At 67.4% G+C, this 22,877-nt stretch carries 19 protein-coding genes; 10 read left to right on the forward strand and 9 right to left on the reverse strand.

Features of this window, described 5'->3' with window-relative positions:
• Nucleotides 1-16 precede the first annotated feature (16 nt).
• Nucleotides 17-1,009, reverse strand: a complete 993-nt coding sequence (locus KM176_RS18870) for a BMP family ABC transporter substrate-binding protein (RefSeq protein ID WP_160895757.1) — start codon at nucleotides 1,007-1,009, stop codon at nucleotides 17-19.
• A 301-nt stretch (nucleotides 1,010-1,310) separates the two neighbouring features.
• Here KM176_RS18870 and KM176_RS18875 point away from each other — a divergent pair, with 301 nt between their 5' ends.
• On the forward strand, nucleotides 1,311-1,892 hold the full coding sequence (locus KM176_RS18875; RefSeq protein ID WP_160895756.1) for a phosphoribosyltransferase family protein: 582 nt from the start codon (nucleotides 1,311-1,313) through the stop codon (nucleotides 1,890-1,892).
• Between the two features lie 65 nt (nucleotides 1,893-1,957).
• On the opposite strand, the gene KM176_RS18880 is transcribed toward KM176_RS18875, so the two are convergent.
• The 8 genes from KM176_RS18880 to KM176_RS18915 form a co-directional block, all read right to left on the reverse strand.
• A complete protein-coding gene (locus tag KM176_RS18880; RefSeq protein ID WP_160895755.1) occupies nucleotides 1,958-3,175 on the reverse strand; it encodes a D-amino acid dehydrogenase in 1,218 nt (405 codons plus the stop codon).
• A gap of 10 nt (nucleotides 3,176-3,185) precedes the next feature.
• Nucleotides 3,186-3,965, reverse strand: a complete 780-nt coding sequence (locus KM176_RS18885) for an SDR family oxidoreductase (protein WP_160895754.1) — start codon at nucleotides 3,963-3,965, stop codon at nucleotides 3,186-3,188.
• An 11-nt stretch (nucleotides 3,966-3,976) separates the two neighbouring features.
• Nucleotides 3,977-6,253, reverse strand: a complete 2,277-nt coding sequence (locus tag KM176_RS18890; protein WP_160895753.1) for a molybdopterin-dependent oxidoreductase — start codon at nucleotides 6,251-6,253, stop codon at nucleotides 3,977-3,979.
• A 5-nt stretch (nucleotides 6,254-6,258) separates the two neighbouring features.
• Nucleotides 6,259-7,194 carry a dihydrodipicolinate synthase family protein gene (locus KM176_RS18895; RefSeq protein ID WP_160895752.1) on the reverse strand — a complete coding sequence of 312 codons (936 nt, stop codon included), beginning with the start codon at nucleotides 7,192-7,194 and terminating at the stop codon, nucleotides 6,259-6,261.
• Between the two features lie 5 nt (nucleotides 7,195-7,199).
• Complete coding sequence (locus KM176_RS18900) at nucleotides 7,200-8,498, reverse strand: TRAP transporter large permease (protein WP_160895751.1); 1,299 nt, start codon at nucleotides 8,496-8,498, stop codon at nucleotides 7,200-7,202.
• Nucleotides 8,495-8,977 carry a TRAP transporter small permease gene (locus tag KM176_RS18905; protein ID WP_160895750.1) on the reverse strand — a complete coding sequence of 161 codons (483 nt, stop codon included), beginning with the start codon at nucleotides 8,975-8,977 and terminating at the stop codon, nucleotides 8,495-8,497. Before KM176_RS18905 ends, KM176_RS18900 begins: the two co-directional genes overlap by 4 nt.
• A 60-nt stretch (nucleotides 8,978-9,037) precedes the next feature.
• Nucleotides 9,038-10,036, reverse strand: coding sequence for a TRAP transporter substrate-binding protein (locus tag KM176_RS18910; RefSeq protein WP_160895749.1), 999 nt, complete (start codon nucleotides 10,034-10,036; stop codon nucleotides 9,038-9,040).
• Nucleotides 10,037-10,132: 96 nt separating this feature from the next.
• Nucleotides 10,133-11,050, reverse strand: a complete 918-nt coding sequence (locus KM176_RS18915; protein ID WP_160895748.1) for a LysR substrate-binding domain-containing protein — start codon at nucleotides 11,048-11,050, stop codon at nucleotides 10,133-10,135.
• A gap of 253 nt (nucleotides 11,051-11,303) precedes the next feature.
• Between KM176_RS18915 and KM176_RS18920 the strand changes: the two genes are divergently transcribed.
• The 9 genes from KM176_RS18920 to KM176_RS18960 all read left to right on the forward strand — a co-directional run bounded on the left by KM176_RS18920 (nucleotide 11,304) and on the right by KM176_RS18960 (nucleotide 22,716).
• A complete protein-coding gene (locus KM176_RS18920; protein ID WP_160895747.1) occupies nucleotides 11,304-12,533 on the forward strand; it encodes a M20 family metallo-hydrolase in 1,230 nt (409 codons plus the stop codon).
• Between the two features lie 282 nt (nucleotides 12,534-12,815).
• A complete protein-coding gene (locus KM176_RS18925; protein WP_160895746.1) occupies nucleotides 12,816-13,787 on the forward strand; it encodes an ABC transporter permease in 972 nt (323 codons plus the stop codon).
• Nucleotides 13,784-14,623, forward strand: a complete 840-nt coding sequence (locus tag KM176_RS18930) for an ABC transporter permease (protein ID WP_160895745.1) — start codon at nucleotides 13,784-13,786, stop codon at nucleotides 14,621-14,623. The genes KM176_RS18925 and KM176_RS18930 overlap by 4 nt, the downstream gene beginning before the upstream one ends.
• A gap of 3 nt (nucleotides 14,624-14,626) precedes the next feature.
• The gene (locus KM176_RS18935) at nucleotides 14,627-16,273 is read left to right on the forward strand and encodes an ABC transporter ATP-binding protein (protein ID WP_236045373.1); all 1,647 of its coding nucleotides are present in this window, start codon (nucleotides 14,627-14,629) and stop codon (nucleotides 16,271-16,273) included.
• 24 nt (nucleotides 16,274-16,297) lie between these two features.
• Nucleotides 16,298-17,662: an aspartate aminotransferase family protein gene (locus KM176_RS18940; RefSeq protein WP_202397936.1), complete on the forward strand. Its 1,365-nt coding sequence runs from the start codon at nucleotides 16,298-16,300 to the stop codon at nucleotides 17,660-17,662.
• A 3-nt stretch (nucleotides 17,663-17,665) separates the two neighbouring features.
• Nucleotides 17,666-19,111, forward strand: coding sequence for an amidase (locus tag KM176_RS18945; RefSeq protein WP_160895744.1), 1,446 nt, complete (start codon nucleotides 17,666-17,668; stop codon nucleotides 19,109-19,111).
• An 86-nt stretch (nucleotides 19,112-19,197) separates the two neighbouring features.
• The gene (locus KM176_RS18950; protein ID WP_160895743.1) at nucleotides 19,198-20,757 is read left to right on the forward strand and encodes an ABC transporter substrate-binding protein; all 1,560 of its coding nucleotides are present in this window, start codon (nucleotides 19,198-19,200) and stop codon (nucleotides 20,755-20,757) included.
• A gap of 241 nt (nucleotides 20,758-20,998) precedes the next feature.
• Nucleotides 20,999-21,346 carry a hypothetical protein gene (locus tag KM176_RS18955; RefSeq protein WP_160895742.1) on the forward strand — a complete coding sequence of 116 codons (348 nt, stop codon included), beginning with the start codon at nucleotides 20,999-21,001 and terminating at the stop codon, nucleotides 21,344-21,346.
• Nucleotides 21,343-22,716: a hypothetical protein gene (locus tag KM176_RS18960; RefSeq protein ID WP_160895741.1), complete on the forward strand. Its 1,374-nt coding sequence runs from the start codon at nucleotides 21,343-21,345 to the stop codon at nucleotides 22,714-22,716. The genes KM176_RS18955 and KM176_RS18960 overlap by 4 nt, the downstream gene beginning before the upstream one ends.
• Nucleotides 22,717-22,877 lie beyond the last annotated feature (161 nt).

Genomic DNA, 22,877 nt, shown 5'->3' on the forward strand with positions numbered 1-22,877 from the left:
AGGTTTCCGGCGGCCCTTACTGGGCCATCGGATCGGCCACGACGACCTCGCCCGAGATCACCTTGTCGCGGATCGCCGCGACCTTCTCGATCACGTCGGGATGTTCCTCGAACAGGCAGCCGCTGTCGGTGATGCCGGGCTTGAGGCTGGTCAGGGTCATGCCGCCCTCGGCCAGGCCCAGGGTGACGACCTTGGGCTGATCACCCGACAGGATGCCCCGAACGCCGTTCTCGACCGCGACATCGGTCATCTTCTCGACATTGTCCATCACCAGGCCGGGGGCCTGCGGGCACTGGTTGATGTCGACCCCGAAGGCGGCGGCGCCGGGAAAGTCCCCGAGCGCGCGGTAGATCCCGCCGTTGGAACCCGAAGCCGCCGCCAGGATGCGGTCGGTGCCACCCGAGGCCATGATCGTGCCGCGCTGCTGGCCCTTGGCCGGGTCCGCGAAGGGATTGTTGCCGCCGATCCAGAGGCTGGGGGCGGTGCGGATATCGGGCACGGCATATTTCGCACCGGCCAGGAAGGCATCGGTATAGCGGTGGATGAAGGGGATATCGAGCGCGCCGATCGCCCCCACCTGCCCGGTCTCGGAGGTCAGCGCGGCCTCGGCGCCGGCCAGGAAGTTGGCCTCGTATTCGCGGAACACGGCGCAATGCACGTTGGCGCCGGACTCTGCAGGGCAGCTGTCGACGGCGAGGAACTGCACATCGGGATGCTTGGCGGCGACGGCGGGCAGGATCTCGTCATACTCATAGGTGATGGCGACGACGATGTCGGCCTCCTCGGCGGCGGCCTCGAGGTTCTGCAGCTTCACCGTCGGATCCGAGCTTTCGTAGATCTTGTAGTCCATCCCGGTTTCCTTCGCGACCTTCTCGGCGCCATTGGCCCCGAGCTGGAGGAAGTCGTTCACGCTGACCGGGCTGGCAGAGAGGAAGATCAGCGTCTTCGCCTCGGCAGAAACGGCGGCAAGCCCGGCAAGGGCAGTGGACAGAAGCAGGGTACGCAGCATGGCAGGCCTCGGGCGTGAAAGGGATGGCAGAGAGGGGCCATCGGGTCTTCACGGCCGCCTCCCGGAACTGTGACCCCAGTTGAGGCGCCGGTGATCGTTGGCTGTCAAACAAATGTGAAAAGTGACGCTGCGCCCTTTTGGTTCCGAGATTATCCTGCTGAATAAAAAGGATATATGCCCCGGTGGCTGCCTTGATTTTGGGCTGAGGGGAGAGTTTTTGCCGGCTGGTGCCCGCCGCCAGGCGACAGCGCCCGCCATCGGCGCGAGGGCTGTCGGCGGACCCTTTCAGAAAGGACAGGCCATGGCCCAGCCCCCCAGCCGGCAGGTGCGGATCGGCACCCAGACCGTCACGCTTCCCGTCGTTCCGGTGAACGCGGACACCTCGATCATCCTGCTGATGACCATCGACCACGGGGTGCGCTTCATCACCCGCGCCGGGGCGGAGCTGGCCGAAGCCTTCGCCGACACCCGCCCCGAGATCGTCGCCACCGCCGCCACCCTGGGCATTCCGCTGGGGATCGAAGTGTCGCGGGCGCTGGAGCTGGACGATTACGTGGTGCTGCAGAAGACCCGCAAGGTGCACATGGGCGATGCGCTGCGCGAAGAGGTGCGCACCACGCTGACCAGCGCGCCCGGCCAGACGCTGTACCTGGACCGCCGCCGGGTCGCGGCGCTGAAGGGCCGGCGGGTGCTGTTCGTCGATGACGTGATCTCGACCGGGTCGTCTGCGCTGGCGGCGCTGCGGCTGCTGGAACAGGCCGGCGCCCGGATCGTCGGCATCGGCGCCCTGCTGGCCGAGGGCAGCGACTGGCAGGGCCCGCTGGCGCCCTACCGCGACCGCATCCGCACGCTGGGAGAGATCCCCGTGCTGCACGGCGCGTGACCTTCCCTGCGGGGAAGGCCCCGGGATCTGATATTTGATCAAATTCCCGGGGCGGGGCGAGGGCTTCAGACCGGCAGGGGCCGCCCGGCCACCAGATCCGCCATCATCCGCCCGGTCCCGCAGGCCTGTGTCCAGCCGTTCGACCCGTGGCCAAGGTTCAGGTACAGGTTGGCATAGCGCGTGCGTTCCACCCGGCTGGGCCCGTCCGGGGTCATCGGGCGGAACCCGTGCCAGAGGCTTGCAGTGTCATAATCGGCGGCACCGGGGAACAGCTCGGCCACCCGCGTCTTCAGCCCGTCGAGGACCGGGGCCGGCATGGCGGGATCGAAGCCCGCCAGCTCGGCGATGCCGGCGGCGCGCAGCCGGTCGCCCAGCCGGGTGATCATCACCTTGGAATGTTCGTCCATCACCGAGGAGCGCGGCGCGGCGGCGCTGTCGGTGATCTGCGCGGTCAGCGAATAGCCCTTCACCGGATAGACCGGCACGTGGATGCCCAGCGGTTTCAGCAACCCGATCTGGGGGCCGGTGGCGATCACCACGGCCTCGCTCGGGAGGTCCTCTTCGCCGATCTGCACGGCGGTGACACGGTGCCCTGCGGTCCGCAATCCGGTGACGCGGGTGTTGAAGCGGAAGGTTGCCCCGGCCTTTTCCGCCAGCCCCGCCAGCGCCTTGCAGAACAGGTGGCAATCGCCGGTCTCGTCCGTGGTCAGTTGCAGACCGCCGCTGAAACGGATGCCCGAGCGGCCCAGACCCGGTTCGACCTCCAGCACCGCGTCGCGGTCCAGTAGGCGATGCGCGATCCCCATGGAGGCCAGCACGGCGGCAGAGCGTTCGCCGCCGGCATATTCCTCGGGCGTTTCGAAGACCTGAAGCACGCCGCCGGTGCCGTGATCATAGGCGATCCCGGTTTCCTCGCGCAGCTCGACCAGGCAGGCCTTGGAGAAATGCGCCACCTTCTGCATCCGCGCCTTGTTGGCGGCGAATTTCGGGGCCGTGCAATTGGCGACGAACTGTGCCAGCCAGCGCCATTGCGACAGCGAGGCCCGGGGCCGCACCTTCAGCGGCGCCGAGGGCTGGAACATCCATTTCGCCGCCTTGAAGGGCATCCCCGGCGCCGCCCAGGGCCCCGCGAAGCCCGGGCAGACACCGCCCGCATTGCCGAAGGAGGTCTCGAGCGCGACGCCTTCGCGGGCCTCCAGCACGGTGACCTCGTGGCCCTCCTGGGTCAGGTACCAGGCCGAGGTGACGCCGACCACGCCGGCCCCGATGACGGTGATCTTCATCGCTGGTCCCTCAGTAGGTGCCGGGATAGCCGCCGCCATCCACCAGCAGGTTCTGCCCCGTCACGAAGCCCGCATGTTGGGAGCACAGGAAGGCGAAATAGGCGCCCATCTCCTCGGGGCGGCCCATCCGGCCGGCGGGATTGCCGGCGGCGCGGGCGGCATGCATCTGTTCCGCCGTCGGGCCGCCGGGCACCACCATGCCTTCGATATGTTCGCGCTGCGCATCGGTGTCGAAGGGGCCGGGCAGCAGGTTGTTGAGCGTCACGCCCCGGGCGATGGTCTGGCGCGCCAGCCCGGCGGTGAAGCCGACCAGCCCCGAGCGCGCGCCGTTCGACAGGCCCAGCTCAAGCTGCGGGATCTTCACGCTGCGCGAGACGATGTTGACGATCCGGCCCCAGCCGCGATCCATCATGCCGTCCACAACGTCGCGGATCATCAGGATCGGCGGCAGCATCATCAGGTCGACAGCGGCGATCCAGTCCTCGCGGCTCCAGTCCCGGAAATCGCCGGGCAGCATGCCGCCGGCGTTGTTCAGAAGGATGTCGGGGTTCGGACAGGCGGCCAGGATCGCGGCGCGGCCCTCTTCGGTGGTGACATCGGCGGCGACCCAGTGGACCGTGGCGCCGGTGGCCGCGCGGATCTCCGCGGCGGTGCGTTCCAGCTGGTCGGCGTTGCGCGCGGCGATGGTCACCTCGGCGCCCTCTGCGGCGATGGCCATGGCGCAGGCCTTGCCCATGCCCCGGCTTGCCCCGGTCAGCAGCGCCCGGCGTCCCTTGATCCCCAGATCCATAGTCGTCTCCTTCAGTCTTCGGTGGGCGCGGGCGCGATGCGCACCAGCGCCGAGAGCGCGGCACAGGCCTGCCCCAGTTTAGAGGTCCGCCGGTCCGAGGTCAGCACGTTCGGATTGCCGTTGCGCTCGGTCCCGGTGCGGGGATCGGGATCGAACCAGGCGCCGGTCGGCATGACCAGGACCCCCGGGCGGACGCCGGGATCAAGGCGGAGCGTGGCAAGGCACTTGCCCCGCCGGTTATAAAGCGTCACCCGGGCGCCGTCTTCCAGACCCTGCGCGGCGGCATCGCCGGGATGGATGCGCAGGGGCGCGGGCGCCCCTTTCATCCCCGAGGAGGTCTGCCAGAGCTGGCTGTGCAGCTGCGTCTCGGGCTGGTTGGTGACCAGATGGAACTCTCCGGGTCTTGCCGCGCCCAGCCATTCGGCGGGGGCATGGAAAACAGGGTGGCCGGGCTGATCGGCCAGATCAAAGCCCGCGATGGTTTCCGAGAACAGCTCGATCCGGCCCGAGGGCGTCTTCAGCGGCGCGGCGTCGGGATCGGCGCGGAACGTGTCCAGCATGACCTCGGGCGTCTCGGGGGGCGGCACCTGCCAGACCCCTTGCGCGCGGAAACTGTCGTAATCGGGCACCTCAAGGCCCTGATCGGCGCCGCGCGCCTGCGACAGGGCCCACATGCGGCGCAGCCAGCCCTCTTCGTCCAGCCCCTCGTCGAAGGCCGCGCGACAGCCCAGACGTTCGGCCAGATCCGCGAAGATGTCGCGGTCATTGCGGGCCTCGCCCTGGGGCGGCACGAGCTGCGCCATGAAGACGACGTTGGGATCGCGCGAGGTGCCGCCGATGTCGTTGCGCTCGGCTGCGGTGGTGGCGGGAAAGACGATATCGGCGCGCCGCGCGGTCGGGGTCCACCAGGGTTCGTGGACGATGACGGTTTCGGCGCAGGCCCAGGCGGATTCGACCTTGGTCAGGTCCTGGGCGTGGTGGAACGGGTTGCCGCCGGCCCAGTAGACCAGCTTCAGATCCGGCAGGGTGATCCGGCGACCGTTGAAATCCAGCGGCTGGCCGGGATGCAGCAGCGCATCGGCGAAGGCGGCGCAGGGGATCGACATGCCCTTGTTGGGCAGCCCGGGGAAGGTCGGCACGAAGCCGCGCCGGGCATTGGCCCCGACCGAGCCCATGGAGCCGTAGCCAAAGCTGAAGCCGCCGCCGGGCAGACCCACCTGCCCCAGCATCGCGGCCAGCGCGATCAGCGCCCAGAAGCTTTGTTCGCCGTGCTGGGCGCGTTGCAGCGACCAGGCGGCGGTCAGCATGACGCGGCCCGTGCGGATCGTCTGCCACAGGTCTTCCAGCGCAGAGAGGGGCACATCGGCCTGTTCCGCCGCCCACGATAGGGTCTTGGGCACGCCATCGGTGGCGCCGCTCAGATAGGCCACCAGGCGATCGGCGCCGGTGGTGTAGCGGTTCAGGAAATCGCGATCGGCGCGGCCCGACACCCAGGCTTCGTGCGCAAGCGCCAGCATGATCGCGGTGTCCGAACCCGGGCGCGGCTGGATCAGCGCCGCCTCCAACCCCGGGGGCACGTCCTGCGCCAGCGGAGAGATCACCGTGAAGCGGCAGCCGCGCGCCTGCGCCTGCGCCACCAGACCGGGCAGCGGATGATCCACCGCCCCGCCCGAGGTCACCCGCCAGTTCTTCGGGTTGAGACCCCCGAAGGCCACCACCGCGTCGGAATGCTCTGCGATGCTTTCCCAGCTGGTCGAGGCGAAGGCCACGGCATCGGTATTGCCCAGCACATGGGGCAGGATCACCGCCGCCGCGCCCCAGCTGTAATTCGTCACCTGATCGGTGAAGCCGCCCGCAGCCGCCAGGAAGCGGCGCACCTGGCTGCGGGCATGGTGCAGACGCCCCGCCGAGGACCACCCGTAGGAGCCCCCCAGGATCGCCGTCGGACCATGGTCGCGCTGAACCCGCGCGATCTCGCGCGCGGCAAGGTCGAGCGCGGTGTCCCAGTCCACCGGCACCATCTCGTCCCGGCCACGGTCGGGGGTCGGGCCGGGGCCGTTCTCCAGCCAGCCGCGGCGGACATGGGGGCGCGCGATGCGCAATGGGGAATGCACCAGTTCGGGCCAGGCGCCGACCATCTGCGGATCGGCGCCGCCCAGGGGAACGGCGCGTTCCAGCCGCCCCCCCTTCACATGGGCGCGAAAGGCGCCCCAGTGGCCAAGGCTGATCGGGGCCGTCAGGTCCTGCGCGTCGCGCGTGTCGTCGGTCGGGATCATGTCCTTGGCCATGGGGATCACTCGGCTGCGGCCTTGGGAACCGACAGGCCGTATTTCTGCGCCAGACCCAGCTTGGCGAAGGCATCCAGACCCTTTTGCAGGATCTCGGGCTTGGCCGGTTGCAGGGGCGAACGCAGCGGGCCGGAGGGCAGGCCGACGGCGCGCATCAGCGTCTTCATCGAGACCGGGTTGATCGTCGAATAGGCGAAATGCAGCATGTCGAGGTTTTCCAGCCAGGCCGCGCGGTGGTTGAAGGCATCCTCGCCGGTTTCCCAGGGCTTGGAGATCACGGCCATTTCCTGCGGGATGATGTTGCCGGTCATGTTCGCGGTGCCATGGCCGCCAAGCGCCATGGTCGGCACCACGAGGCCGAGGTTCGGCGAGCAGCAGCACATGATCGACATGTCGGGCTTGGCCGCGCAGACCTGGGCGACCTGACCGACGCGGGTGGTGCTTTCCTTCAGCACGACCATGTTGTCATGCTTGGCCAGCTTCAGGATGTTGTCCCAGTGCAGGTCGGTCTTCACCCGGGGCGGGTTGTTGTAGAAGCCCATGGCGATATCGGTGCTGTCGAGCACTTCCATCGCGTAATCGGTGATCGCGTCGTTGTCGGCACAGATGTAGGCGGGGGCGGCCATGATGATGCCGTCGGCGCCGCTTTCCTTGGCGAAGCGGGTGTACTCGATCGTGGTGGCGGTATTGTTGCCGGTCACGCCGTAATACATCTGCATGTTGCCCGGCTTCATCTTCGCGGTCTCCGCGATGATCAGCTTGCGTTCCTCGGGCGAGAGCATCGAGACCTCGCCGGTGGAGCCCATGATCAGCACGGCGGAGGTGCCGTTCTCATGGTGCCAGTTCAGCAGGGTGCGGAAGCCCTCGAGGTCGATCGAGCCGTCCTCGTTCATCGGGGTGACAAGCGCGACGAAAGAGCCGGTGGGTTTGGTGTGGGACATGAGGATCAGCCTCCGTTGAAAAGTTGCGGGACCAGGAGCTTGGGCAGCCCCAGGACAAGATCGGGAACGAAGTAGGACAGGATGGCGACGCCGATGGTCAGCAGGCAGATCGGGGCGGCAGCCAGCATGCAGCGCCCGAGCGAGGCACCGGCGATCTGCGAGGCGATCAGCAGGCAGATGCCGTAGGGCGGCGTGATCAGCCCGACCGACAGGATGATGGTCGACAGGACGCCCATGTGGATCGGGTTCATATGGGCCGCATCGCCAAGCGCCTGGATGATCGGCAGGAAGATCAGCGTGGCCGAGATCGGGTTCAGCACCATGCCGATCAGCAGCAGGAAGACGATCAGCATCAGCATGATCAGGAAAGGCTGGTCGGTGACGCCCAGGATGAAGTCCACCACCATCTGCGCCGCGCCCAGATAGGCGATCAGCCAGCCGAAGATGCCGGCACCGGCGACGGTGAACATCGGGATGGCGAAATCGACCATGGCATCGGACAGCAGCTTGGGCAGCGCCCGCACCGGCACGTCGCGATAGACCACCACCGACAGGAACAGCGCCCAGAGCACGGCGGCGATGGCGCCCTCGGTCGGGGTGAAGATGCCGCCGACGATGCCGCCCAGCACGATCACCGGGATCAGCAGCGGAGCCGCGCCCTTGATCAGGATGCCGCGGAATTTCACGATGCCGGGGAAGGGGTTGGCCGGGTAGCCGTTCTTCACCGCCAGCACGTAGGTATAGACCATCATGAACAGGCCGATGGTCAGGCCCGGCACCACGCCGCCGACGAAGAGCGCCCCGATCGAGACATTGCCGAAGGCGCCGTAGACGATCAGGATGATCGAGGGCGGGATGATCACCCCCAGCGTCGAGGAGGCCGCCGTCAGCGCCGCCGCGAAGGGCGCCGGATAGCCCGCCTTCTTCATCGCCGGGATCAGGATCGAGCCCACCGAGGCGGTATCGGCCGCCGCCGAACCCGAGAGGCTGGCAAAGACCATGGAGACGAAGACGTTGACATGCCCGAGGCCGCCACGCACATGGCCCACCGCCGCATCGGCAACGCTGAGCAGCCGGTCGGTGATGGAGCCCGCGTTCAGGATGCGACCCAGCAGCATGAAGAAGGGCACGGCCAGCAGCGTGAAGCTGTCGACGCCGGCAAACATCTGGTTGACCACAGAAATCAGCGGCAGCCCCTGCATCTTGATGACCAGGGCCGAGGACAGGATCAGCGCGAAGCCGATGTTCACCCGCAGGGCGATCAGGACGAAGAAACTGCCGAGAAGGACGACGAGAGGGCTCATGCGCGCGGCTCCGGGAAGGGGTTGCGGACAAGCTCCAGGATCATCTCGAGCAGGAAGATCGCCATCAGCGCACCGCTGACCGGCAGCGGCAGGTAGATCCAGAACCGCGAGATGCCGAGGGACTGGATCTCGCCGCTGGCGCGCATCTGCGCAAGCTGCCAGCCATGCACGCCCAGGATCCAGGCGACGCAGACGCCCGCGACGAGAGAGATCACCTCGACCGCGAAGGCCACGTTCGGGCGGTGGGTCGGCAGCACGTCGACGAAGTAATGGGCGCCGGTCCGAAGACCCAGGGCCGCCCCGATGAAGATGAGCCAGGTGAACAGAAGCTGGGCCAGGTCGCCGGTCCAGATGACCGGCAGATCCAGGACATTGCGGGCAAGGACCTGGAAGGCCACGGCAACGATCATGGCCGCGAAGGCGATCCAGCCAAGGAAGCGGATCACGGCGGCCAGCCCATCGCAGAGACGATGAAGCATGAGAAGTCTTTCAACGGGACCGTCCCGCACGGGGCGCGCGGAACGGCCGGTCAGGGGGGATTACGCCTTCAGCAGGGCGTATTCGTCGGAGAGGTCCAGATCCTTTGCAAGGCCGACCTGCATCGGGGCCAGCACCTCCATGAAGGCCTGGGTATCGGGCCGCGAGACGGTGACGCCGTGGTTGGCCTGAAGATCCTCGACCAGCGCGGCATCATAGCCCTTGGCCTTTTCGACGCCGAGCGCATTGGCGTTCTTGGCGGCCTCGGTGACGACGGCCTGCAGATCGGCGGGCAGCTTCTTCCAGGTCACCTCGGAGATCGAGGTATGGTTGACCTGCAGCGTGTGCTGGGTCAGCGCGACATGGGGCGCGACCTCGTAGAGCTTGGAGCCGGCATAGCCCGGCAGGGAGCTTTCCATTGCCTCGGCGACACCGGTCTGGATGGCGGCGTAAAGCTCTCCCCAGGCAACGGTGACCGGCAGCATCCCGAAGGCGGCCCAGGTCTTGGCGTCCATCGGCGAGGGGGGCGTGCGCATCTTCAGCCCCTTCAGATCGGCAGGGCCGGTCACGTCGACCTTGGCGGTGGACATGTTGCGGGTGCCGGAAACGCCAAGCGCCAGAAGCTTCATGCCGACGCCGCGCTTTTCGTAGACCTCTTCGAAATGGTCATGCACCGGGGTGCCGGGGCCGATCTTGGCCAGTGCCTCGTCCATGCCCTTGAACAGGTAGGGCATGGTGAAGATGCCGTATTCCGGGATCTGCTGCACCGCGTTCGAGGTGGTCGAGATCATCATGTCGATGGTGCCGAAGGCCATTTCGCCGATGACGGCGGGATCCTGGCCCAGCTGGCCGCTGTCGAAGATCTTGACGGCGATCTTGCCGCCCGACTTCTCCTCGATCTCGGCCTTCATGGCGGCGGCCATGTCGTTGTAGGGGTGCGGAGACTTCACCAGCGTGTGAATCCGCAGCGTGTACTTGGCAGCAGCCGCCGCCGGGCCGGCAACCGCCAGGGCCGCCAGGCCAGAGCCCATGGCAAGAACGTCGCGTCTGGAAATGGTCATGATCTCGTCACCCTGTCGTTGGAATGGTCGTCTTCTTTTCTGACAGGGACGCTCTCTTGGCGAGGAGATAATTTCAAATACAAAGTTCAGCTGAGTTTATGCAGAAATGTTATGGACAGGTCGCCCGAAATGCGATTGCCCGGCGATCGTCTCGCGCAGCTCTTCGTAGAAAGCCGTTGCGGCACGGGACATTGACAGGCCGACCGGCTTGATCACCTGATAATCGAAGGGCAGCGCCGGCAGGAAGGGCCGCACGCAGAGCCTGTCGCCGAAAATGCCCGGGGTGATCGGATCGACGATGGCGATGCCCACGCCCAGGGCGGCCAGGCTGCAGGCGGAATAGCTGGGCTGGGTTTCCGCGACGATGCGCGGTGTCACGCCCGCCTCGGCGCAGCAGCGCATCAGGTAACTGTAGGTCAGGGTGCGGAAGTTCAGCGCCACCATCGGCACCGCATGCAGGTCCGCCGGGTGGATCGCCTCGCGCGTGGACAGCGGATGATCGGGGGCCATGACGCAGACGCAATCGGTGCGGTAGGCGGCCAGAACCTCGACGTCCTGACGGCCGGGATCGGTCTGGGCGATGCCGATGTCGATCTGCCGCGAGGCCAGCAGATCGAGGATGCGCGGCGAGGTATGCACGTCGTGGCTGAACTCGATCCCGGGATGATGCATGACGATGCCGTGCAGCGCCCGGGGCAGGATCTCGAACGAAACCATCGGCATGGAGGCGATGCGGCAGACCGCGCGGTTCAGCGTGCGGATCTCCTCGGCGACCTGACCGAGGCGGTCGAGGCCGTAGAACATCCGCTCGACCTCCTGGAAGAAATCATAGGCCTCGCGGGTGGGCAGGGCCTTGCCGCCGGGGCGGTGCAGCAGCGGAAAGCCGATGCTGGCCTCCAGATCCGCGATCAGCCGGCTGACGGCGGGCTGCGAGACGTTGAGGGCGCGGGCGGCCTCCGTGATGGTGCCGTGGCGCATCACCATCCGGAAGGCGGTCAGCTGCTTCTGGTTCATCGCTCCGGGGTCCGTTCTGGGAAAGTCGTCCCGTTGTCTCCGGTTGCGGGGACGCTGGCAATGGGAACGGCGGGTCCGCCGGCTATCAAGGGCGCCAATAGCCGGTATTTGCTGGACTTCTGGCGCCGGGGCGCCGTTGCCCCATTTCCGGGCAGAGCGCGCGGACGGGGGCGGGCCGGGCTGCGCGGCCCTTGTGGGGGCGCCGGGCGCGGGGCCAACTGCGCCCATTCGTGACCGCCAGAAGGATCCTGCCATGCCCGCCTGCCTCCAGATCGACGCCGCCCGCCTGTGGTCCGACCTGATGACCATGGGGGCGATCGGCGCCACCCCTGCGGGCGGCAGTTACCGCCCCGCGCTATCGCCCGCCGACCGCGAGGCGCGCAACCTGTTCCGTCATTGGGCGCAGGAGGCCGGGCTGAGCGTCGGCGCCGATGCCATCGGCACCCTTTACGCCCGGATGGAGGGCTTGGATCCGCAGGCCGATCCGGTGCTGATCGGCTCTCACCTGGACACCCAGATGCCCGGCGGGCGCTTCGACGGCGTGCTGGGGGTGCTCGCGGGGCTGGAGGTCTGCCGCGCGCTGACCCGCGCCGGGATCACCCCGCGCCGCCCCCTGGAGGTGGTGAACTGGACCAACGAGGAAGGCGCGCGGTTTCAGCCCGGGGTGATGGGATCGGCGCTGTTTGCGGGCACGCTGTCGCTGCCCGAAGCGCTGGAGCGGCGCGACGCCACGGGCCTGCGCCTGGCCGAGGCGATGGCCGAGAACGCCCCGCCCGGCCCCCTACCCTTCGCCCGCCCGGTGCACAGCTACCTTGAGCTGCATATCGAGCAGGGCCCCGAACTGGAGCGCACCGGCACCCAGATCGGGCTGGTCGACCGGTCCTCCTGCATGTGTTCGGGCTACGTGACGATCCGCGGAGAGAACGGCCATACCCAGACCGCCCCGATGTCGCGGCGCCGCAACGCGCTGGTCGCCGCCGCCAGGCTGGTGCTTGAGATCGAGCGCATCGGCGCCGCGCAGGAGCCCGAGGGCATGGTCAGCGCCTCGGTTCTGGATGTCTGGCCCAACAACCGCGTCAACATCCCCCACCGGGCCGAGATGTCCTATGCGGTGGTCCACATGCGCCCCGAGGGCCGCGCCGCGATCACTGCGCAGATCGAGGAGGCCGTCTCCCGGATCGCCCGCGAGACCGGGCTTGAGATCACGCTGGAGCACCGCCATTTCCGCGAGGCCCTGACCTTCGATGCCGATCTGCGCGCCCGTGCCCTCACGCTCGCGCAGGCGCGCGGCTACAGCGTGGCAGAGCTGGCGACGCTGACCGCGCATGATGCGCTTTCGATGCAGCCGCTCTGCCCGACGGCGCTGATCTTCGTGCCCTGCCGGGACGGCATTTCCCACAGCGAGGCCGAATGGTGCAGCCCCGAGGACGCCGCGCGCGGCGCGCAGCTGCTGGCCGATCTGGCGCTGGAACAGGTTCTGTAAACGGCTCTGCCCAATTGCTGATCAGCCCCCGCGCCCGGTCCAATGGCGCGGGGGTTTTTCGTAGACCTATGGGAATACTCGATTTTCCGAGAAGGTATAAAGCGCCGCTATAGTCAGGATGCAGCGTTTCTATTGGAGCGGCGCGGCCCCTGCGGGTCAGGCTGGGACCAGCAGCGGGCCCGGCCCCAGCCCGGCCCGCCTCCAACGAAAGGACCTTCCCATGACAGGGACCGTTGCCGCGCTGTTGCGCGCCCGGCGAAGCCATGCCCGAAAGGGGCCGCCATGCTGAGCTTCATCGCCCAGCGGCTGGTCAAGGCCGTGATCATCCTGCTGGCCATCACGGTCATGAACTTCCTGCTGATCCATTCCGCGCCGGGCGATCCGGCGCTGGTCATGGCCGGAGAGGCCGGAGAGGCCGATCCCACCTTCATCGCCGACCTGCGCGAACGCTTCGGCCTCGATCAGCCGCTCTACGTGCAGCTCTGGCGCTACGTGTCGAACGTGGCGCAGCTGAACCTCGGCTATTCCTACCGCCAGGAAGAACCCGTGCTGACCCTGATCGCCGAGCGCCTGCCCGCCACGCTGATCCTGTCGCTGTCGGCCTTCGTGATCTCTCTCGGGCTGGGGGTGCTGGCGGGGGTCGTCGCCGCCGCGCGCCAGGGCCGCTGGTCCGACAGCCTGATCTCGGCGGTGGCGCTGCTGTTCTATGCCACCCCGCTGTTCTGGCTGGCGCTGATGGCGGTGCTGCTGTTCTCGGTCAAGCTGGGCTGGCTGCCGGCCTTCGGCTACCTGACCGTCGGATCCGACCTGACGGGGCTGGCCCGCGCCTTCGACATCTTCAAGCACCTGATCCTGCCGGCCACCACGCTGGGCCTCTTCGTGATGGCGGTCTACGTGCGCATGACCCGCGCCTCCATGCTGGAGGTCAGCCGCCTTGATTTCGTCAAGACCGCCCGCGCCAAGGGCCTGCGCCCGGGCCTCATCCTGCGCCGCCACGTGCTGCGCAACGCGCTGCTGCCGGTGGTGACGCTGGCGGGGCTGCAGGCCGGCCAGCTGGTCGGCGGCGCGGTGCTGATCGAGACCGTCTTCGCCTGGCCCGGGATCGGCCGGCTGATGTTCGAGGCCCTTCAGGCGCGGGATTACAACCTGCTGCTCGGGGTTTTCGTGATGTCCGCCGCCATGGTGCTGCTGTTCAACCTGATCACCGATCTTCTCTATCGCGTGGTCGATCCGAGGATCCGTCTGACATCATGAAGGATTTTGCCAAGAGCTTTGCCCGCAACCGCGGTGCCGTGCTGGGGATCGTCATCCTGGTGCTGGTGCTGGGCCTGACGCTGGCCGCGCCGCTCCTGTTTCCCCGCTCGCCCTGGTCCATCGTCCAGCGCCCCTTCCTGCCGCCGCTCTCGGTGCCGGGCTTTCCGCTGGGCACCGACACGCTGGGGCGCGACCTGGCGTCGGGGCTGGCGCATGGCGCCTATGTCTCGCTCATGGTCGGGCTGATCTCGACCGTGGTGTCGCTGGCCATCGGCGTGCCGCTGGGCGCCGCCGCGGGCTATTTCGGCGGCTGGGTCGATGACGGGCTGATGCGGATCACCGAATTCTTCCAGGTCATCCCGGCCTTCGCCTTCGCGGTGGTGCTGGTGGCGATCTTCCAGCCCTCGATCACCTCCATCGTCATCGCCATCGCGCTGGTCAGCTGGCCCCCCGTCGCGCGGCTTCTGCGCGGCGAGGTGATGTCGCTGCGCACCCGCGAATTCATCGAGGCCGCGGAGCTGTCGGGCCAGTCCGGTCTGACCATCATCTGGCGCCAGATTCTGCCCAACACCCTGTCGCCGGTCATCGTGCTGGCCTCGATGATGGTGGCGACCGCGATCCTGACCGAAAGCGCGCTGTCCTTCATGGGCCTGGGCGATCCCAACGTGATGAGCTGGGGCTACATGATCGGCGCCGGGCGCACGGTGATCCGCCAGGCCTGGTGGATCAGCTTCTTCCCGGGTCTGGCGATCCTGCTGACGGTGCTGGCCTTCAACCTGATCGGCGAGGGGCTGAACGACGTGCTGAACCCGCGCCTTTCGAAACGCAGGAGCTGAGCCATGCAGCAAAGCCAGACCACCGCCGCCGAAATGGCAGCGACCCCGGTCCTGTCGATCAGCGACCTGCGCATCACCCTGCCCGAGGGGGCCGACCGCCCCTATGCCGTCGACCGCGTCAGCTTCGATCTGTTCCCCGGGCGCATCCTGTGCGTGGTGGGCGAAAGCGGCTCGGGCAAGTCGATGTCGGCCAATGCCATGATGGGCCTGCTGCCCGAGGGGGTGCGCGCGGCCAGCGGTCGCATCACCCTGGGCGAGACCGACCTGCTGAAACTGCCCGAAGAGGCGATGTACCAGGTGCGCGGCCGCCGCATCGGCATGATCTTCCAGGAACCGATGTCGGCGCTGAACCCGCTGATGCGGGTCTCGGCCCAGATCGAGGAGGTCTTCGAGGCGCACGGGCTGCTCGGCCCCGCCGCGCGCCGCGCCCGGGCGCTGGAACTGCTGACAGAGGTCGGCCTGCCCGACCCCGAACGCGCCGCGCGCTCCTATCCGTTCCAGCTTTCGGGCGGGCAGCGCCAGCGCGTCGTCATCGCCATGGCCCTGGCGCTGGAGCCAGAGGTGCTGATCGCGGACGAGCCCACCACCGCGCTTGATGTCACCACCCAGGCGCAGATCCTTGAGCTGATCCAGACCCTGCAACGGGATCGCGACATGGCGGTGATGTTCATCACCCACGATTTCGGCGTGGTCGCCGAGATCGCCGATCATGTCGCGGTGATGCAGCTGGGCCGGGTGGTCGAGGAGGGCGATGCCGAAAGCGTGCTGACCCGTCCGCAGCACCCCTATACCCAGAAGCTGATCGCGGCGATCCCGACGCTTTCGGCGCGCGGCGACACCGCGCAGGCGCGCGCGCCGCTGATGACGGTCGAGGCGCTGTGCAAGACCTACACCCTGGGCGGGGGACTGTTTCGCAAGGTGAAGCGGGTCGAGGCGGTCAAGGACATCTCGGTCACCATCGGGCGCGGAGAGACCCTGGGCATCGTCGGCGAAAGCGGCTCGGGCAAATCCTCGCTCGGGCGCTGCCTGGTGCGGCTGCAGGATCCCGAAAGCGGGCGCATCCTGCTGGAGGGCGAGGACATGGCCGCGCTGGAGGGCAAGGCGCTGCGCGCCGCGCGCCGCCGGGTGCAGATGATCTTTCAGGATCCCTATGCCTCGCTCAATCCGCGCATCCGGGTGGGCCGGGCGATTGCCGACGGCCCCATCGCCTATGGCACCGATCCCCGGCAGGCGCTGGAACGCGCCGCCGAGCTGCTGGAAATCGTCGGACTGGGCGCCGGGGCCGCCAACCGCTTTCCGCACGAATTCTCGGGCGGGCAGCGCCAGCGCATCGGCATCGCCCGCGCCCTGGCGCTGGAGCCCGAGCTGATCGTCGCGGACGAGGCGGTCTCGGCGCTAGACGTGTCGATCCAGGCGCAGGTCCTCGATCTGCTGGCCGAACTGAAGCAGAGCCTGGGCCTGACCCTTGTCTTCATCACCCACGACCTGCGGGTCGCGGCCCAGATCTGCGACCGCGTGATGGTCATGCAGAAGGGCCGCTGCGTCGAGATCGGCACCGGCGCCGAGATCTTCGAGACCCCGAAGGACCCCTATACCCGCTCCCTGATCGAGGCGATCCCCGGACGCGCCTACGAGGCCGGGCGGGCCTGACACTTCCCCGAAAGGACGACCGCAATGAACAAGCTGACCCCGCCGCCCAATTCCCTTGAGGCCCGCGACATCGCCGTGCAGGTACATGCCGCCGTGGACCACCGCCTCTATGAGGAAACCGGCGGCCTGGTGATCGAAGAGGGCGAGGGCATCTATGTCTTCGACAACACCGGCAAGAAGTACATCGAGGGGCTGGCGGGCCTGTGGTCCGTCGCCGTGGGCTTTGGCGAACCCCGCCTGGTCGAGGCCGCCACCCGCCAGATGTCCAAGCTGCCCTATTACCACATCTTCAACTACAAGACCCACGGCCCCTCCGTGGAGCTGGCCGAGAAGCTGATCGAGATCTCTCCGGAGCATCTGACCAAGGTGCATTTCACCTCGTCGGGATCCGAGGCCAACGACCTTGTGGTCAAGATGATCTGGTACCGCTCGAACGCCCTGGGCAAGCCCGCCAAGAAGAAGATCCTGAGCCGCCTGAAGGCCTATCACGGCGTCACCATCGCCTCCGGCTCGATCACCGGGATCCCGGCGAACCACACCAGCTTCGACCTGCCGCTGGAGCGGATGAAGCACACGCTGACCCCCGACTACCCGCGCGAGAAGCTGGAAGGCGAGAGCGAGCCAGAGTTCTCGGCCCGCATGGCAAAGGCGCTTGAGGATCTGATCCTTGCGGAAGGCCCCGAGACCATCGCCGCCATGTTCGCCGAGCCGGTGATGGGTGCGGGCGGCGTCATCGTCCCGCCCGAGGGCTACTGGGCCGCGATCCAGGCGGTGCTGAAGAAATACGACATCCTGCTGGTCGCCGACGAGGTGATCTGCGGCTTCGGGCGCACCGGGCAGATGTTTGCCAGCCAGACCTACGGCATCACCCCCGATGTCATGGTGACCTCCAAGCAGATCTCCTCTTCCTACATGCCGCTTTCGGCGATCCTGATGTCCGAGGAATTCTTTGCCCCGATCGCCGATGAAAGCCATCGTCTGGGGATCTTCGGCCACGGCTACACCGCCTCGGGGCATCCGGTCGCCACCGCCGTGGGTCTGGAAAACCTCAAGATCATCGAAGAACGCGACCTGGTCGGCAATGCCGCGCGGCTCTCGCCGCAGTTCCTGGGCCGGCTGAAGGCGCTGGAAGAGCATCCGCTGGGCCTGTGGTCGCGCGGCGTCGGCCTGATCGGCGCGATCGAGCTGGCGCCCGGCGCCACCCCGGGCGCCACCGGGCGCGCGGTGCAGGCGGCAATGCTGGAAGAGGGGGTGATCGCCCGCGCCATCGGCGATGCGCTGTGCTTCTGCCCGCCGCTGATCATCACCGCCGAACAGATCGACGCGATGTTCGATGCCGTGACCCGCGCGCTCGACACCGTGGCCGCGACCCTCTCGCAGGAGGCGTGATCCATGGACGCGCAAACCAGGACCGACCTAGGAGAGATGTCCGCCGCCGAGCTGTCGCGGCTGTTCCGCAGCGGCGAGGCCTCTCCGGTCGAGGCGGTGCAGACCGCGCTGGAGCGGATCGAGCGTTTCAACGCCGCCACCAACGCCTTCGTCCACGTGGTGCCCGAGGCGGCGCTGGCCGAGGCGCGCGCCTCGGAGGCACGCTGGCAGGCCGGGGAACCGCTTTCGGAGATCGACGGCGCACCGACCTCCATCAAGGAGCTGACGCGGGTCCGGGGCATCCCGTTCCGCCGCGGCTCGGTGCTGGGCAGCCCCGAACCCGCCGAAACCGACCTTGAGATCGTCACCCGCCTGCGCGCCGCCGGGGCCTGCATCCTGGGCACCACCGCCTCTCCGGAATTCGGCTGGAAGGGGCTGACGCACGGCCCCTTCGGCGGCAATACCGTGAACCCTTGGGACACTTCGCGCGCCTCGGGGGGCTCCTCGGGCGGGGCGGCGGTGGCGGCGGCGCTCAACATGGGGGTGCTGCATGAGGGCTCGGACGGAGCGGGCTCGATCCGCATCCCCTCCAGCTTCTGCGGCGTCTTCGGGATCAAGCCGACCTTCGGCTGGGTGCCCTCGGACGCGCCGACCGGGTTGCAGGAGCTTGCCCATCGCGGCCCCCTGACCCGCACGGTCGAGGATGCGGCGCTGTTCCTGAAAGCGGTCAGTGGACCTTCGGTGAACCAGCTTTACGGCTGGTGCCCGCCCGATGTGCCCGACTGGCCCGCCATCGCCCGCCAGGACCCCGCCGGCATCCGCGGCCTGCGCATCGGCTATGCCCGCACCCTGGACGGCGCCCGTGTGGATCCGCAGGTGGCCGCCGCCGTCGAGCGCGCCGCCACCCGCATGGCCGATCTGGGCGCCATCGTGGAAGAGGTCGATCCCGGCTTTGCCTCGCCGCAGAAGGCGCTGCTGGATCTGTGGTATGCCGCCCAGGCGCTGGCGGTCGAGGCCGCCGATCCGACCCCCGAACAGCGCGCCCGGATGGACCCGGGCCTGCTGGACATCGCCGAACAGGGCCGCCTGCTGAGCGCCCGCGACCTGCTGCGCGCCGACCAGGTGCGCGCCGAGCTGAAGGTGGTGATGGCGAAGTTCCACAAGGACTACGACGCGCTGATGCTGCCCACCATGCCGCTGGTCGCCTTCGAGGCCGGCGTCGACGTGCCCCCGGGCAGCGGCATGAGCGAATGGACCGACTGGTCGCCCTTCACCTACCCGTTCAACATGACCGAGCAGCCGGCGACCTCGGTCAACTGCGGCTTCTCTGCCGAGGGGATGCCGATCGGGCTGCAATTCGTCGGGCCGCGCTTCCGCGACGACATCGTGCTGCGCCTTTCGGCGGCCTACCAGGCGGCCCATCCCGAAGCCATGCCCACAGCCCCCCTCGCAGCCCCCGGGCTGCGCTGAACCTGCCCCGCCCCCTGCCCCGGGGGGCGGCGCCCATAACCGGCGCCGGAGAACCGGCCCTTTCCCAACCAACAGGACCCCAGGACATGAAAACCCTTCTTTCGGCCCTCTGCCTGACGACCGCGCTGGCCCTTCCGGCCCTCGCCCAGGAGACCCCCACCCCGGGCGGCACCCTTGATGTCATCGTCCAGCCCGAACCGCCCGGGCTGGTCATCGGCATTGTCGCCAACGGCCCCGCCGGGCTGGTCGGCGGCTCGATCTACGAAAGCCTGCTGCGCTATGATGCCAACCTCGATCCCGAACCCTCGCTGGCGAAAAGCTGGGAGATTTCCGAGGACGGCCTGACCTACACCTTCCACCTTCAGGACGGGGTGAAATGGCACGACGGCGAACCCTTCACCGCCGATGACGTGCTGTTCACGCTGCAGACCATGCTGCCCAAGACCCTGGTCAAGGCCCGCATGACGATGGATCACGTCGAAAGCGTCACCGCCCCCGATCCGCTGACCGTGGTCTTCAAGCTGAAGGCGCCCTTCGAACCCTTCATCCGAGCCTTCAACTACGGCAGCCTGCCGATGATGCCCAAGCATATCTACGAGGGCGTCGAGGATTACGCCCGCGCCCCCGCCAACGACACGCCGATCGGCACCGGACCGTTCAAGTTCGTGGAATGGAAGAAGGGCAGCTACATCAAGCTGGAGAAGTTCCAGGACTACTACCTGAAGGGCAAGCCCTACCTCGACGACGTGATCTACCACATCATCCCCGATGCCTCCTCGCGCTCCGTCGCCTTCGAGACCGGCGTGGTCGACGTGCTGCCCGGCGGCTCGGTCGAGAATTTCGACGTGCCGCGCCTGACCGGCCTCGACAACAGCTGCAACACCACCAAGGGCTGGGAATTCTACTCGCCGCTCAGCTGGCTCTGGGTGAACGAGGCGAACCCGATCCTGGCAAACGTCAAGATCCGCCAGGCGATGATGTACGCCATGGACCGCGACTTCATGGTCGATGTGCTCTGGAACGGCATGGGCAAACCCGCCGACGGGCCGATCACCTCTACCACGCCATTCTACTCGGCCCCGGAAAAGCCCTTCTACCCGCATGACCCGAAGAAGGCGAAGGCGCTGCTGAAGGAGGCGGGCTATGACGGCACCCCGATCAAGCTGCTGCCCCTGCCCTATGGCGAAACCTGGCAACGCTGGGCCGAGGTGGTGCGCCAGAACCTCGAGGACGTGGGCTTCAAGGTCGAGATGCAGAGCACCGATGTCGCCGGCTGGAACCAGCGCCTGGCGCAGCGCGACTACGACATTGCCTTCACCTACCTCTACCAGAACGGCGATCCGGAACTGGGGGTGGCGCGCAACTACCTGTCCACCAACCGCGATGCCGGCAGCCCCTGGAACAACGTCGAAGGCTACGTGAACCCCGAGGTCGACAAGCTGTTCAACGCCGCCGCCATCGCCTTCCCGGCGGAAAAGCGGCAGGAGCTTTACAGCCAGGTGCAGGGCATCCTGCGCGAGGATCTTCCGGTGCTCTGGCTGACCGAGATGAGCTTTCCGACGATCTACAACTGCCATGTGCAGAACCTGGTCAGCACCGCCAGCGGCGTGAACAACGGCCTGCGCGACGCCTGGATCAAGCAGTAGAACCCGAAGCCGCGCCCCGGGATCCCGGGGCGCGGCATCCAAGAGGGTATTGCATTGCCAGGTGCCCCGGAAAGAAACAGCGCTGCCTTTTCAGAGCAAAAGCAGGATAATACATTAAGTATTGCATTAATTTAAATACAATTAATTTATTGCATTGGATATTCCAGCATACACCATAAAGAATCGACATTGAAAAGCCGACAGCCGGCGATCATCGCATGATCATCCGCAGGAGGTCCCAATGGCGAATTTCCCTCAATCCGACAAATGGACACTTGAACTGGAATTGACGGAGAAAGACCTCCTGACAGTCCTGATCGTCGAAATCACGCTGCCCGGATCGACCGGGATGGAAGTCCGCGTGGGGCACGCGGCAGGCAAGATCCTGGCTTCGGCGGACGCCACTTCGCTGGTCCAGAAGGCGCTGGCCGCCCTTCCCAACCCCCAGGTTCACGTGGAATCCGGCGCCGCCCTGACCGGTGCCCTGACCCTGGTTTTCACCAATGAGACAGGCGTTACGGTCAGGGTGCCGATTACGCCCGTCCCTGCCGACAGCAGCCAATTTAATTTTCCGGTGGACCCGGCATGACCCGGAACCGGACCCGCGCGCTGCACGCCGCCCTGCCGATCTGCCTGCTGATGCCGCAGCTGACCCTGGCCGAGGACAGCCAGGACGAAGCCACCTGCTACAGCGTCGTAGGCGATACGTGCCTGACCGCCGATCAGCTGTCTTCCGCGCTCGATTACGGGGCGCCGACCTCTCCGCTGTTCACGCTGATGAATACCACCCCCGAAAGCGTCGTCGATCCCCGCGCCAGCGAGAAATGGTCGGTCGTTCTGCCCGCCGCCTCGGCGCTGGCCCGGGACGAGGCCGTCTCCCTCGGGGTTTCGGTCAACCCCGGCCTGCTGCTGCTGGGCGATGGGATCAGCCGGCGCGAAATCCTGGATGGGCAGGACCGGCCCACGACCGCCGCCTGGCTCAGCAACCTGTCGCTGCAGGCCGCCTATATCCGGGGCGATGCCGATCCCGTCGAACGCCAGTTCGGGCTGGGACTGTCCTGGACCTACGATGCGAACGCCCCGATCAACGCCTACAGGCGCTTCGAGGACTGCATCCGCGACGCCGGGGTTCCGCAGGCTGCGCAGACCAGCTCCTCATGGATCCCCGAGGCGGAAGGCATCCTGTTCACGCTTCTTCCGGCAGAGGGGTGGGACGGGGACGGACCCAACAACGACCGCCTGAGCAAGATGTCAGGTGTCGTCAAGAACCAGATCGCCGGCAAGAAGGTCACCAATCCGGGCGCCGTCGCCAAGGCGCTGATCGAGGCGGCAGGTGGCGAACAGATTGTCAGCCAGTCCGATGCGCTGGCGGGTGTCGCCAAGCTGGTTCAGATCCCCGGGATCCTGGACGAGTCCTTCGACATCGTGTCGGTGCAGAACACCTGCCTCGACAAGGTGCTGCGCTGGAACCGGAAGATCTTTTCCCTCGGGCTGGCGCAGTACTGGAGCACGCTGGACGGCGCCCCCGACCGGCAGGGCAGCGGCGCCTGGATCTCTTACGCCTTCCCGCTGGGAGAAGAGGCGCAGGGCACCGTCTCGGGGTTCTGGACCGATGGGCTGGTGCGCGACAGCCTGCTGCCCGATGCCGCGGACGGAACCATCGACATCGTCGACAGCTGGGGGATCTCGGGGCGCTACACTCACCGGATCGGCAAGAGTGGTGGCGCCAAGATCACCCGGGGCTATCTGGAGGCTGCCTATGTCTCGGAAAGCTTCGGCACGACCGAGGACGATTTCTACCAGCTGGGCCTGGGCGCCGAACTGGCCGTGCAGGAGAATGTCTATATGCAGATCGGCTACGTGGACACCCTTGGCAGCAGCCTGAAGGACCGTGGCGCCGAGGTGAACCTTGGCCTGAACATCGCCTTCTCCTCGGCCTCCCTGTTCAAGGGGAACTGAGCAGGGGCCCCGGCTTCCGTCGCGGGATCGAACAGGCACTCTCTCCGTTCCGGAAAGAATGGCCGCACGGAGCCCGGAAAAACAGGGGCCCGCGCCGCCCCCCCCGATGGCCGTGCCGCGCCGCGCGTCCGGCAGGCCTTGCCATTTCCGCCGCCGCCCTC

Origin of the sequence: Pseudooceanicola endophyticus, from assembly GCF_018760365.1 — a bacterium.
In the GTDB taxonomy this organism is placed as follows: domain Bacteria; phylum Pseudomonadota; class Alphaproteobacteria; order Rhodobacterales; family Rhodobacteraceae; genus Pseudooceanicola; species Pseudooceanicola endophyticus.